Raw genomic sequence first — 12,624 nt, forward strand, 5'->3', positions numbered from 1 at the left:
GCTCCGTGGGGCGGGTGGGCGGCGTGGTGATGACGGCGCCTTCCGCGGCGATGCGCTGGCGGCGGCTCACGCCCACGGTGGCGCCGAGCATCGCGGAGATGAGGCCCAGCAGCAGTGACGCGAAGATGCCCCAGAAGACGCGGCTGGTGGGTTCCGCTGCTTGCAGCGCGCCCTGCTGGATCTGCTCACCCACCTGGCCGACCTTGCCCCGGAACGCGGTGAACTGGCCGCTCACCCGGCCCGCGATCTCCTGCGCGTCCTGCCGCGACAGGCGCGTGTTGTCCGCGATGGACGTGACGAGCACCTCCTGGTCGAGGTTGCCGGTGCGCAGGGCGGTGCTGAGGACTTCGGACGTGGCGGCCTGGAGTTGGTTGGCGGTGATGGTCGGCTTGCCCTCCGCCTGGAGGCGCCGGTTGATGGGCCCCAGCGCGTCATTGGCATCCAACCCGAAGGCCTGCGCGGCCTGTTCACCTCCCGAGGCAGCGCCCGCCACCACCGAGCCGGTGGCCCCCACCACCGCGCCGCCCGCGCGCAGCGCGGTGCCGATGACGGACGACAGCAGCATGCCCAGCAAGGCGGTGCCCACCAGCGTCGTCAGGCCCCACATCACCGCGCCGTGCAGCGCACCGCCGCCCTTGTCCAACCGGCCCGCGGAGCGCGCGGCGACGAAGCCGCCGCAGAAGAGGGCGATGAGCGGCGCGATGGCGCTCCAGATGCCGGTGCCGATGCTCGCGGCCCGGACGCTGCCCGGGTTGTTGGGGTCTACCGCCGACAGCCCGAGCGCCAGTCCGAGCGAGTTCAGCAGAAGCCACAGGGCCAGGGCGACGAAGGCGCCTCCGAAGATGGCGCCCCAGCTCAGCTTGTAGGGGTTGCCCGCCACGGCGGGGATGACGCCGGGCGCTTGGTTCTCGACGATGGCTGCCATGGTGCTGCCCCTCCTGATGCCTGGGAGCGCCTCGAGCGGAAAGAAGGCGCTCGTGTTCACGGGAAACATGGCCATGGGGCAGCGGAGGCACGATTCCGCCGCGCCCGGATGGCTCGCCGTGGAGGAGGGCGGAGCCCGGGCTCACCCCAGGCCGAGTGCTTCCCGGAGCGCGGCCTCGCCCGCGACGACGGGCGCGCGCGGCAGTCTTTCGGCACGGAAGCTGTGCACCAGCTCGGCGAGCGTCAGGGGGCCGCCGTCTCCCCAGCCACTCCATGAGGCGAGCAGGCCCAGCACCCGCTCGGGCGCCACGCCACGCTCACGCAGCTCCGCGAGCGCGAAGGCACCCTCGCGCTTGGCGAGGCGCTTGCCGTCTTCGCCCAGCACCAGCGGGACGTGGAGGAACTCGGGCGCGCGCAAGTCCAGCGACGTGTAGAGCTGGAGCTGCCGGGGCGTGGAGGAGAGCAGGTCGTCCCCGCGCAGCACGTGGGTGATGTCCGTGGCCGCGTCGTCCACCACCACCGCGAGCTGGTAGCTGGCCACGCCGTCGTTGCGCCGCACGACGAAGTCGCCCACCACCGCGTCCACGTCTTGCGAGTACGGGCCCTGCAAGCCGTCCACGAAGCGGACCTCGCCAGGGCCCGCGCGGAAGCGGTACGCGGGCGCGCGCGTGCGGGCGCGCTCGGAAATCTGTTCGCGGGTGAGGTGCGCGCAGGTGCCCGGGTAGCGGGGGCCTTCGTCGGAGAGGCCGTGAGGCGCGCTGGCGGCCCGTGCAATCTCCGCGCGTGTGCAGAAGCAGGGATACACGCGCCCTGCTTGCTCCAACCGGGCCTGGGCGTCGCGGTAGAGGCCGTCTCGCTGGCTCTGGAAGACGGGCTGCTCGTCCCAGTCCAGCCCCAGCCATTCCATGTCGCGCAGCAGGTCGTCGACGTACTGCGGCTTGCAGCGCGCGCGGTCCAGGTCCTCGATGCGCAGCAGGAAGCGGCCATGGGCCGCCCTCGCCTGGAGCCAGCCGAGCAGCGCGCTGCGGATGTTTCCCAGGTGCATGCGCCCGGTGGGGCTGGGAGCGAAGCGGCCTCGGACCTGGCTCATGGGCGCCCCCGAGGTCCGTGGGGAAGGAGGGCGTGCGGGCACGCGGAGCGAATCATCGTCGCGGGGGACCATAACCGACGCGGGGGGCCCGCCGCAGTGCCCGTGGCCTGCTTCGTCGACGCCCCCGGGGGTGGGTGCTACGTTCTCCGTGATTGGCGGAAGACCCCTCGATGCGCATCGCCCACTGCTCCGACGTCCACATCACCGAGGACTACTTCGCGCTTCCGCTGCACCGGTTGGGCTGGCGACGTTGGATGGCCCTGGCGGAGCTCACCGTGGGAGGCCGCGCCCGGCGGTACGCGCGTGCGCCCCAGGCGCTGGCCGCCATTGCCCGGGACGCGCAGGCCGCGCAGGTGGACCACTTCATCCTCTCCGGCGACCTGACGGCGTACGCGCTGGACGGTGAGTTCAGCGGCGCCCGCCAGTCCCTGGGCGCGCTGGCGGAGGACCCCCGCCGCTGCACCGTCATCCCCGGGAACCACGACGTCTTCACGCCCGGGAGCCACCGCAGCGGGCGCTTCGCGAAGTACTTCGGCCACCTGCTGGAGAGCGACCTGCCGGAGTACCGCCGTGAGGGCGCCTTTCCCTTCGTCCGGCTGCTGGGCACCGAGGCTGCGGTGGTGGGGCTGCTGTCCGCCCGTGTGCCGCGCACGCCGGGTCTGTCCTACGGCGTCATCGGCGCGGCCCAGCTCGGAGGCCTGGCCGCGCTGCTGAAGGACGCCCGGTTGGAGGGTCGCGCCATCCTGGTGGTGGTGCACCACGCGCCGCTCAATCCCCATGGGCGACCGGACCGCTGGCACCATGGCCTCCGGGACGCGGACGCCTTGCTGAAGCTGCTGCCGGGCCCGCGCTACGCGGTGTTGCATGGCCACATCCACCGGCGCTACCACCACCCCGCTACCGCCGACCGGCCCCATGTCTTCGGCGCGGGCTCCTCCACCGAATCCGGACACGAGGGGTACTGGCTCATCGACGTGGCGGACGGACAGGTGTCCGGCGGCCAGCAACAGACGCCCGCCCTGTGACAGCTCCGCCCGGGCGGCGATAGAAGGGCAGCCGATGACCGACATCACCCTGGAGGAGTACAAGGCGCTGCGCACCCTCCAGCGCGCGGTGGATGACGCCTTGGAGGAGAGCCTGCGCGGGCGTGAGACGCTGACGCAGACCTTCAAGCGCTGCTTCCCGTTGGTGCTTTCGCTCACCGGCGCCAAGGCCGTGGCCATCACCACGCGCGACGAGGAGCTGGTGGAGCAGACGTGGAACGAGGGGGACTGGAGCGACCGTCACCCCGGCGCGCTGCTGGAAGGTGCCGTGGGCGTGCGCCGGTTGGGGGCGGACACCCTGGTCAGCCAGCCCCTGGACGTGGCGGGAACGCGCGTGGGCGTGTTCGGCCTGCTCTTCGCGGACGACGCCACCGCGCCGGACTCCTCCGCGCGCCTGTTGCGCGTGCTGGACACCGTGGCGGAGCAGCTCGACACGGTGTTGTGCCTGGTGCACACCGCGTCGGAGAAGCACCAGCTCATCCTCCAGTGCAACAACCATCTGGCCAACCCCGTCTTTGAAGCGGGCATGGACCTGGCCGTGCTGACGCTGGCGCAGCGCGTGCGCCTGCCAGGCTTCCTGCTGCTGTACCGGGACGCGGTGCAGCCGCACGTGCTGCACTACCGCACCTATCGTAACGGGCACCTGGAGTTCGAAAGCGGCGAGCAGCCCCAGGCGGGGTTGGAGGCGGCCATCCGCCAGCACGGCCCCCGGCTGCTCCTGAGCGAGGAGTCCACGCTGCGGCGGCTCTTCTCCGGCCGCACCACCGAGGCCGTGCTCATCTCCGGCGCCGCCGCGCAGGGCCCGCTGGGGAAGATTGTCGTGTGGAACGACAGCGGCTTCTCCTCCTACGCCATGGACCTCATCCGGGTGCTGGCGTCCACGCTGAGTCAGCGGCTCCAGGACTACAACCGCGAGCGCATCCACCTGTCGCAGTTCTTCCCCAACGCCATCATCGACGCGTTGTTGCACGACCCCGCCTATGCCCAGTACCTGCGGGCGCAGGACCAGGAGGTGGGCATCCTCTTCGCGGACATCAACGGCTTCACCCGCATCTGCGAGCAGGGCTTCGACAGCCCGCGCAACATCGGCCGCTTCGTGGACGAGTGGAGCCAGCGCGCCGTGGGCTGCATCTGGGAGCACGGCGGCGTGTTCGACAAGATGGTCGGTGACTGTGTCATCGGCCTCTTCGGGCCGCCCTTCTTCAAGGGCACGCCGCGCGAGCGCGCGCAGGCGGCGGTGCGGGCCGCGTGTGACATCCAGGCCTTCACCGCGTCGCTGGGCGCGCACGAGGACGTGGCGGCGCTGTGTGGGCGCGTGAAGCTGCCGGGCCTGGGGGTGGCGGTGGGCGTCAACCTGGCGCACGCCAACTGCGGCCTCTTCGGGCCCAACCGTCAGTACACGGCCTTCTCCAGCGGCATGAACCAGGCGGCCCGCCTCCAGTCACTGGCGGGTTTCCGGGAGACGCTGGTGATGGACCGGGTGCATGACGCGCTGGTGGGCTCGGATGAGCCCTTCTTCCAGGGCCTGCGCTTCGGGCCCCTGACGGAGACACCCGTGAAGAACGTGGCGCAGCCGCTGCGCCACTACCGGCTGGAGCCGCTCACGCCTTGAGGTGAGGGCCCGCGTAGCGCCGCGAGAAGTGAATCCACCGGCGCTCGTCCACCTCCACCTGCCATTCGGAGTTGGGCGTCAGTGGCAGCCGCTGCTTGAGGAAGCTCTCCAGATGGTCCGCCGCCTTCACCGGCGTGAGGCCCGGTGCACGGAAGGCGATGTGCAGGAAAACATCCAGCGTGGCCGCCACGTCCACGGACGCGCAGATGCGCAGCGACCCCACGCGGCGCTGATAGAGCGTGTTCTGCCCGGGCCATGCTGCCGGGTCCATGCCTGTTCGTGGCAGTGACAGCCAGTTGTACGGCTCGAGAACGAAGTCGAGCAGCTCACTGCTCGCCTCATCCACCGTTGCGTGCTCCTGGATGGAAAGCATCGCCCACCTCCCCGGGGAAGCCGATGGAAAGAATGTGCCCATGGCCGTGTCGCGTGCAAGGGGCACCACCCGCAATCGACATGGGCGTCCGCCACCGACACGGCGCACCGCTCGGGGTGTAACTCAGGACCCTGACGGATGGACCTTCGCGTCATGGCGCGTGCGCTTCGCGCGAAGGGCCCGCGATGTGGCGGGCATGCGAGCATGAGCTCTCCTCGCGCGGCGCTCGGACGCTTCGACGTTCGAGACAGTGCGCTCGTACCCGGGGCCTGGGCGGACAGCAGGCTTGGGGCCTTCAGGAATGCGTCAGGCGCTGGTGGGAAGTGAACGGCGTGAGCGTCGTTCCACGGTGGCCTTGAGCTGTCCGCAGCCCGCGTCGATGTCGATGCCCCGGCGCTGACGCACCGTGCTGGGCACGTCGTAGGAGGCGAGCACGTCCTGGAAGGCGCGCACGGACTCCGGACGGCTGGGGCCGCCGTCGTAACCCACCGTGGGGTTGAGGGGGATGACGTTGACGTGCGCGTCCATGCCGCGCAGCAGCTGACCCAGTGTGTGCGCGTGCTCGGCGGTGTCGTTGCGGCCGGAGATGAGCGTCCACTCGAAGAAGATGCGGCGCCTGCGCTTCTCGCTGTAGTAGCGGCACGCGTCCATCAGCTCGTCGAGGGGCCAGCGGCGTCCCGCGGGGACCAGCGCCGCGCGTTCGGCGTCGGTGGCGCCATGGAGGCTGACGGCCAGGTGGATGGGGCGCTCTTCATCCGCGAGCCGCCGGATGCCGGGCACGACGCCCACCGTGCTGAGCGTGATGAAGCGTGGGCCCATGGCGAGCCCCAGCGCATCCACCAGCACGTCCACCGCGGACATCGTGTGCTCGTAGTTGTGGAGCGGCTCGCCCATGCCCATGAGGACGACGTTGCGCAGCGTCTCGCCGGAGGCGCGCAGGATGCGGTTGACGTGGAGTATCTGCCCCACGATTTCGCCGGGCGTCAGGTGGCGTGAGAGCCCCATCTGCCCGGTGGCACAGAAGACGCAGCCCATGGCGCAGCCGGCCTGCGTGCTGATGCACACCGTGGCGCGGCCCTTGAACCGCATCAGCACGGTTTCAATGGTCTGCCCGTCGTCCAGGCGCAGCAGCAGCTTGTGCGTGAAGCCGTCGCTGCTGAAGGACTCGTGGTGGGTGGCCAGCTGGCCCAGGCGCGTGTGCGCGCGCAGCATGCGCAGCAGCTCTGGCTTGAGGCCGTCCAGTTCGTCGAAGGTGGTCGCGTGCCGGCGGTACAGCGCGGTCCAGAGCTGGTCGCGGTGGTAGGGGCCGAAGCCCCAACCGGAGAGCAGCGCTCCCAGCGCGGGCCGCGTCAAATCGTACAGGTTGGCGGACGTGTCGGACGGCATGACCAGGCCCCGAGATAACACACCGAGCGCGGGCGTACCTACCCGTGCCCGGTGCCATTCGTGGACATTGACCCTGCCCCGCAGGGCGGTCTGGCAGGCGCCGGGTGGCCGGGCAGGCGGCCATGCCTACCTTGAGCCTTCATGGGGATGGCCATCCATCAGGAGGAATTCCGTCCGGAGGACCACGAGCGCTTCTCCCGGCGGCTGGCGGAGAGCCTGGAGGCGCTGCGGGCACTCCTGGCGCGTCCGGGGTTCGGCGTGGGCGCGCCGACCGTGGGCGCGGAGCTGGAGCTGTACCTCGTGGATCGCCTGGGCTTCCCACTGCCGGTGAACCGCGCGGTGCTGGCGCGCGCGGAAGACCCCCGCGTGACGCTGGAGCTGGATGCCTTCAACCTGGAGGTGAACCTGCGTCCGTGCCCGCTGGCCGGCAGGTCCTTCAGTGCGCTGCGCCAGGAGGTGGAGAGCGCGGTGGCCGCGGTGCGCCGGGCCGCGTCCACGCTGGGCGCGCGCGTGGCCGTCATCGGCATCCTCCCCACCTTGCGCGAGGCGGATCTGGGCAGTGGCGCGCTCACGAGCGAGCCGCGCTACCGCGCCATGTCCACCGCCATCCGTCAGCGCCGGTCCGCGCCGTTCCATGTGTCGATTCGGGGCGAGGAGGAGGCGCTGTCGCTCACCTGGAAGGACGTGACGCTGGAGGGCGCGAACACGTCGCTCCAGTACCACCTGCGCGTGGCGCCGGGTGACTTCGCGCGCATGTACAACGCGGCGCAGCTCGCCACGGCGCCGGTGCTGGCGGCGGCGGGCAACTCGCCGCTCTTCCTGGGACGGAAGCTGTGGGACGAGACGCGCGTGGCCCTGTTCCGGCAAGCGGTGGACGACCGGGGCGAGCCCGGAGAAGGCGGCTTTCAGCCCCACGCGCGCGTGTCGTTCGGTCATGGCTGGGTGCGCGAGGGCGCCTACGAATTGTTCGCCGAAGCGGTGGCGCTGCATCCGCCGCTGTTGCCGGTGTCGGGCGACGAGCCCCTCCGCGAGCGCGTGGCGGCGGGGGAGGTGCCGGACCTGGAAGAGCTGCGCCTGCACCAGAGCACGGTGTGGAGCTGGAACCGCGCCATCTACGACCCGAAGGCGGGAGGCCACCTGCGCATCGAGTTCCGCGCCCTGCCCGCCGGGCCCACGTTGGTGGACATGATGGCCAACGGCGCCTTCCTGCTGGGCCTCACGCTGGCGCTGGCCGAGCGCGTGGATGCGCTGCTGCCCGCGCTGCCCTTCGTCCACGCGTACGGAAACTTCATCCGCGCCGCGCGGCAGGGCCTGGACGCGGAGCTGCTGTGGCCCTCCTCCACGGCGCCCAGTCCGCGGCCGATGGCGGCGACGGAGCTGGTCAAGCGACTGCTCCCCGATGCCCGGGAGGGGCTGGTTCGCGCGGGCGTGGACGCGGAGGAGGCGGACACGCTGCTGGGCATCATCGAACAGCGCGTCGTGCTGCGACGGACGGGCGCGACATGGCAGCGGCGGATGCTGGCGCGGCTGGAGTCACAGATGCCTCGGCAGGACGCCCTGGCGGCGATGCTGGAGCGCTACCTCCAGCGCTCCGAATCCGGAGCGCCTGTCCATACATGGCCGGTCGAGTAGCCTGCCGCCTGAGGTGTGCGGTAAAGCGCGACGCGCCGTGAATATCCCGCCGCCACGTCCGTCACCGGACGCACGCGACTTGCGCTTTCGTGACCATGGTCCGGCTCCTCCTCGTCTCCTTGTTGGTTCTGTGTGCCTGTTCCACCCTGCGCGGCCGCGCGGACTCCTTGGCCCAAAAGGGCATGTTCGTGGAGGCCGCGGCCATCTACGACGACCTCATCCGGCAGAGCCCCTATGACCAGGAGCTCCTCCAGGCGCGCGAGGGCCTGCGCTCGCGCGCGCTGGCGCAGTTGCTGAGCAACGCGCGGGAGGCGCGCCTGGAAGGGGATGACGAAGAGGCGGAGGCGTGGCTCCTGCGCTTCCTGAACCACCGGACGGCATGGAACGCGAAGCTGAGTGGCGGCTTGGAGAGCTCCCTGCGCGAGGAGGTGGATGGCACCCGCCGTCATCTCCAGCGGCTCGTCGGCAACCCCGCGCGCCAGGGACACGCGCTCACGGCGGAGCAGACATTGCGGCGCAAGCAGCCGTTGCTGGCGCACCGCGAGCTGGCCCTCATCTCTCGCGACATGGAGTGGCTGGTGCTCCAGAGTGGCAAGACGTCCTGCCAGCGGCTGCGGGACACCAGCACGGATGACAGCCCGCACTGGCGCGAGCTGGTGTTCCGCTACTGCGGCCACTGGCGGGAGTACGCGCCGCGCCCCGCGACGGCGCCCGAGCTGTTCGGCCCGCCTTCCTGGACGGGCACCGTGGAGGGACTGGACGAGGCACAGCAGGCGCAGTTGGAGGCCCGGCTCACCCAGGCTTTCGAGTCCTCGCCCTGGTTCGCGCCGGGAGGCTCGACGCGGCCGGAGTTCAGCCTGGAGGGGCGCTTCGTCACCCAGCGCGACAGTCACTCCGTGGAGCTGACCGCGCCGTGGAAGGAGAGCGTGCCGTACACGGACCACGAGGACCGAACGGAGACCATCGAGGAGCCCTACGAGGCGGAGGAGGAGTACACCGACAAGAACGGCAAGACGAAGACGCGCAAGGTGACGAAGTACACCAGGCACACGCACACCTACTCCGTGCCCGTCACGCGGTACCGCGACGTCCCCAGGTCCTTCGAGTACCACGCGCTGCGGCTGTCGCAGGCGCACCACGTCACGGTGGCTTCGTCCGTGGTGTTGGACGCCCGGCGCGGGCCCTTCACCGTGACGTTGCAGGACCAGCTCTCCGAGTCCGGCCTCGAGCACGACGTCACCTTCACGGAAGGCAACGTGCGGCCCCAGCGTCCGAGCTTCACCCTGGCCGAGGTCTGGCTCGAGGCGAAGGTGGAGGCCCTGCGCGTGGCCTTCTCCCGGCAGCTCACCGAGCACTGGCGTGAGTCCTACTGTTCCACGCCTTCGCTCACCTTGGACGAAGCCGCGCGGTGCGCGCGCGCCGGCATCGCCGTCCCCATTCAGGCGTCCCGGGTCCTCTCAGACATCCTTGGCGCGGACGCGACCCAGGTTCCCGCACTCTTCGCGTCACCGTGACGCGGTGTGGGGCGGTGTCGCGTCCAGTCGGCGGGTAGCATTTATGACGGTCCGGGTTGTTATGGTGTTCTGACCTGGAATACCCGTGAGCGCGGACTGTAAAACCTGTCAACCCCGCGCTGGTAGGTGGATTCCACCCAGAGGACCGTATGCATCCGACTGACGTCCGCTGCCGTAGTCCCCGTAGGAACCTTGCGATGTGGATGGCCTCTTCGCTGCTGCTCGCCGCGTGCGGTGGGGCGGAGGCGGAGGCGCTCGCGGACGCCGAGTCCCCTGGCGTGGCGTCCCAGTCGTTGGTGGAGCCGTCGACCGAGTCCGCCGACCGGCGCATCATCGTGTACCAGACGACCTCGCTTCAGCTCATTCGCATGGACCACCAGGGCGATTCGCACCTGGTGGCGGAGCGCACCGGTGCGCCCGAGGTGTCCCTGGATGGCAGCCGCGTGGCGTATGCGAAGCTGCCGGATGGATACCGCGAGGGCGACGTGGTGCGGAGCTCGGAGCTGTACGTGCTCAACGCGAACTCGGGCAAGTCGGTCCGGGTGACTCAGGGCTTCGATGACAGCGAGCCCGTGTGGACGCCGGATGGGCGCAACGTGCTGTTCCAGTCCACGCGGCGCTCGGGCGTGCCCTCGCTGTGGCTCGTGAAGGAGAACGGCAAGGACCTGAGGCAGCTGACGAACGTGGGCACCTCGCAGTTCAGCTCGGCCTACATCCCCAACCCCGCGCTGGGCGGCACCGTGGAGTGGGATGCGGACCGGCGCATCATCGTCTACACGACGACCAGCCTGCGGCCGGGCGAGGACGGCGAGGTGCGCGTCATCACCTTCGACAGGAACTACGACGTCGCCACGGCCTACAGCCTGGGCACGGGCTTCGGGCCGGTCTGGACGGAGCGCGGCACCGTCGTCTTCTCGCGCAACGAGGGTGGCCAGGTCATCAGCGTCGAAGTGCGCGTGAAGTAGGTCGTCACCCGCAGTCAGGCCCGCGCGGATGCATCGGAGCGCGGGCCTGTGTCTTTCTTCAGCCCTCTTCCTCGGCGCCGCGACGCAGGCCCAACATGCGCCGCAGCTCGCGCGCGGACTGACGGCTCACCTCCACCGCGTGGCCTCGCAGCGTGCGCGCCAGGTATCCCCCTGTGTCCAGCGGCTCCAGTCGCGCCACGTGCGTGAGGTTGAGCAGCGCGCGGCGGTGGACGCGGTGGAAGTGCTCGGACGGCAGCTTCTCCACCAGCTCGTTGAGGGTGAAGTCGGTGAGGAAGTCTCCCTGCGTGGTGAACACGGTCACCAGTTCGTCCTCCAGCGACGCGTGGGAGATGGCTTCTGGATCCACCAGGACGATGCCCTGCCGCGTGGGAATGGGCAGGCGGCCCAGGCCGCGGACGGGCGTGCCAGGTGGCTTCGGTGGGGGGCTGACCGCGCCCGTGGAGGCTGTGGCCGGACCGCGTGCGCGTGCGCGTTCCAGGGCCTTCTGAAGGCGCGCGGGCTCCACGGGCTTGAGCACGTAGTCCACCGCGCCATGTTCGAAGGCCTGCACGGCGTGCTCGGCGTGGGCGGTGCAGAGGATGACGCGCGGGCCGCCTTCCGGCAGCAGGGCCAGGGCATCCAGGCCGCTGAGGCCGGGCATGTGGATGTCCAGCAGCACCACGTCCACGCCGCCCGCGCGCACGGCGGAAAGGACGCCATCCGCGTCCGAGGCCTCGCCGCAGACCTCCGTGTCCGGGAGCGCCGCGAGCAGCCGCGTCAGGCGCTTTCGGGCGAGCAGTTCGTCATCGGCGATGAGGACGCGAAGAGGGGCGCTCAGGTGAGGACTCCAGGTTGGGGGCCCGCGCGGGGCAGGGTGACGGTGACGCGGGTGCGCGCTTCGCCACCGTCGAGCACGAGGCGCGCGGCGCCGCCGTAGGCCAGGGCGAGGCGGCGCTCCACGGTGGGCAGGCCCGCGCTGCCCTCGCGAGGCCCTCGGGAGGGGCCCGGGTTCTCGATGGCGACCTCCACCTCGTGGCCTCGCGCGGTGACGTCCAGGGACAGGGCGCCGCGGTGGCCCGCGGCGGGGCCATGCTTCACCGCGTTCTCCGCCAGGGGGAGCAGCACGAGCGGCGGGACGGGAATCTCCTCCATGCCGGTGGGGATGTTCAGCGTGAGCTGGAAGAGCTCCGGGTCGCGAAGCAGGTGCAGGTCGAAGAGCGTGCGGATGAGCTCCAGCTCCCGGGCCAGGGGCCAGGTGGCGCTGCGCACGCCCGCGAGCACGGAGCGGAGCATGGTGGACAGCCGCAGCACGGCGGTCTCCGCGACGGCGCCGTCCTCACGGCACCACTCCGCGATGGCGTTGAGCGTGTTGAAGAGGAAGTGCGGGTCCAGGTGGCTGCGCAGCGCGAGGAGCTGGGCCTGCTCGGCCTCCAGCGCGAAGCGGGCGGCGCGGGCGCGCTCGCGGGTGAGGCTCTCCTCGAAGCCGATGTCACGGCCCAGGCCCCAGCCCCCCACGAGGAAGAGCGCGCCGCACACCGCGAGGTTGGTGGGCTGCGTGAGGAAGGTGGGCCCCATGCCCAGGAGCTTCGGCAGCACGAAGCCGGAGGTGAGCACCACGCCGCTGCCCACGGTGGCGTAGAGCAGGAGCCGGATGCCGCCATGGCTGAGGTCCAGGCCTTCCGGGAAGAGGACGCGGTAGGAGACAGGCGCCACCGCGATGAAGAGCAGGCACATCAGGAGGCCCAGCCCGGACGCGGCCCAGAGGGGGGCGTGGCTGAAGCGCACCTGCGCGGTAATCAGCGCGACGGAGACGACGAGGATGGGCAGCAGCCGCCGGGGCTCCACGAGGGCCCGCAGGGTGGCGCGGACAATGGAGCCTTCCGATGTTTCCAGCATGCGCCAGCGGGAGCCTACACCGCCGGCCGCGTCACTGCGCCGGGCGCTCCTCCAGCTCCGTCTCGAAGGCGTCCAGCAGCATGCTGCCAGCGAGGACGACGGGGAAGAGGACGATGGCGGCGACGACGAGGACGGGGGAGGGGAGGGCGAACATGGCGAGGGGCTCCTGACTCCGACAAGCATGCACTG

Annotated in this window: 12 protein-coding genes; 5 read left to right on the forward strand and 7 right to left on the reverse strand. The window is 70.8% G+C overall.

Features of this window, described 5'->3' with window-relative positions:
* Together HNV26_RS10505 and gluQRS are read right to left on the reverse strand one after the other, a co-directional pair.
* On the reverse strand, positions 1-925 hold a 925-nt coding region (locus HNV26_RS10505; protein WP_253816433.1), incomplete at its 3' end, for a hypothetical protein.
* Between the two features lie 141 nt (positions 926-1,066).
* A complete protein-coding gene (gene gluQRS / locus HNV26_RS10510; RefSeq protein ID WP_171441573.1) occupies positions 1,067-2,014 on the reverse strand; it encodes a tRNA glutamyl-Q(34) synthetase GluQRS in 948 nt (315 codons plus the stop codon).
* Between the two features lie 170 nt (positions 2,015-2,184).
* On the opposite strand from gluQRS, the gene HNV26_RS10515 reads away from it, so the two are divergent.
* Together HNV26_RS10515 and HNV26_RS10520 are read left to right on the forward strand one after the other, a co-directional pair.
* Positions 2,185-3,039, forward strand: a complete 855-nt coding sequence (locus tag HNV26_RS10515; protein WP_171441626.1) for a metallophosphoesterase family protein — start codon at positions 2,185-2,187, stop codon at positions 3,037-3,039.
* A 34-nt stretch (positions 3,040-3,073) separates the two neighbouring features.
* Positions 3,074-4,669: an adenylate/guanylate cyclase domain-containing protein gene (locus tag HNV26_RS10520; protein ID WP_171441574.1), complete on the forward strand. Its 1,596-nt coding sequence runs from the start codon at positions 3,074-3,076 to the stop codon at positions 4,667-4,669.
* Here HNV26_RS10520 and HNV26_RS10525 read toward each other — a convergent pair.
* Both HNV26_RS10525 and rlmN read right to left on the reverse strand, forming a co-directional pair.
* Entirely contained in the window at positions 4,659-5,042 is a 384-nt protein-coding gene (locus HNV26_RS10525) for a hypothetical protein (protein ID WP_020478233.1), read from the reverse strand. The two genes, HNV26_RS10520 and HNV26_RS10525, sit on opposite strands and share 11 nt — an antisense overlap.
* Before the next feature lie 306 nt (positions 5,043-5,348).
* Complete coding sequence (gene rlmN, locus HNV26_RS10530; RefSeq protein WP_171441575.1) at positions 5,349-6,428, reverse strand: dual-specificity RNA methyltransferase RlmN; 1,080 nt, start codon at positions 6,426-6,428, stop codon at positions 5,349-5,351.
* 141 nt (positions 6,429-6,569) lie between these two features.
* Between rlmN and HNV26_RS10535 the strand changes: the two genes are divergently transcribed.
* The 3 genes from HNV26_RS10535 to HNV26_RS10545 all read left to right on the forward strand — a co-directional run bounded on the left by HNV26_RS10535 (position 6,570) and on the right by HNV26_RS10545 (position 10,539).
* Positions 6,570-8,060: a glutamate-cysteine ligase family protein gene (locus HNV26_RS10535; RefSeq protein ID WP_171441576.1), complete on the forward strand. Its 1,491-nt coding sequence runs from the start codon at positions 6,570-6,572 to the stop codon at positions 8,058-8,060.
* A gap of 95 nt (positions 8,061-8,155) precedes the next feature.
* Positions 8,156-9,574 (forward strand): hypothetical protein, encoded by a 1,419-nt coding sequence (locus tag HNV26_RS10540; RefSeq protein ID WP_216612040.1) that lies wholly within the window; start codon positions 8,156-8,158, stop codon positions 9,572-9,574.
* 203 nt (positions 9,575-9,777) lie between these two features.
* Positions 9,778-10,539, forward strand: a complete 762-nt coding sequence (locus tag HNV26_RS10545) for a hypothetical protein (RefSeq protein ID WP_253816434.1) — start codon at positions 9,778-9,780, stop codon at positions 10,537-10,539.
* A 58-nt stretch (positions 10,540-10,597) separates the two neighbouring features.
* Here HNV26_RS10545 and HNV26_RS10550 read toward each other — a convergent pair whose 3' ends face one another.
* The 3 genes from HNV26_RS10550 to HNV26_RS38935 are packed head-to-tail and all read right to left on the reverse strand — an operon-like array spanning position 10,598 to position 12,589.
* Positions 10,598-11,377, reverse strand: coding sequence for a LytR/AlgR family response regulator transcription factor (locus tag HNV26_RS10550; RefSeq protein ID WP_171441627.1), 780 nt, complete (start codon positions 11,375-11,377; stop codon positions 10,598-10,600).
* Entirely contained in the window at positions 11,374-12,435 is a 1,062-nt protein-coding gene (locus tag HNV26_RS10555) for a sensor histidine kinase (protein ID WP_171441579.1), read from the reverse strand. Before HNV26_RS10555 ends, HNV26_RS10550 begins: the two co-directional genes overlap by 4 nt.
* A 31-nt stretch (positions 12,436-12,466) precedes the next feature.
* A complete protein-coding gene (locus HNV26_RS38935; protein ID WP_020478232.1) occupies positions 12,467-12,589 on the reverse strand; it encodes a hypothetical protein in 123 nt (40 codons plus the stop codon).
* Positions 12,590-12,624 lie beyond the last annotated feature (35 nt).

The organism is Myxococcus xanthus (genome assembly GCF_013116825.1).
GTDB lineage: Bacteria > Myxococcota > Myxococcia > Myxococcales > Myxococcaceae > Myxococcus > Myxococcus xanthus_B.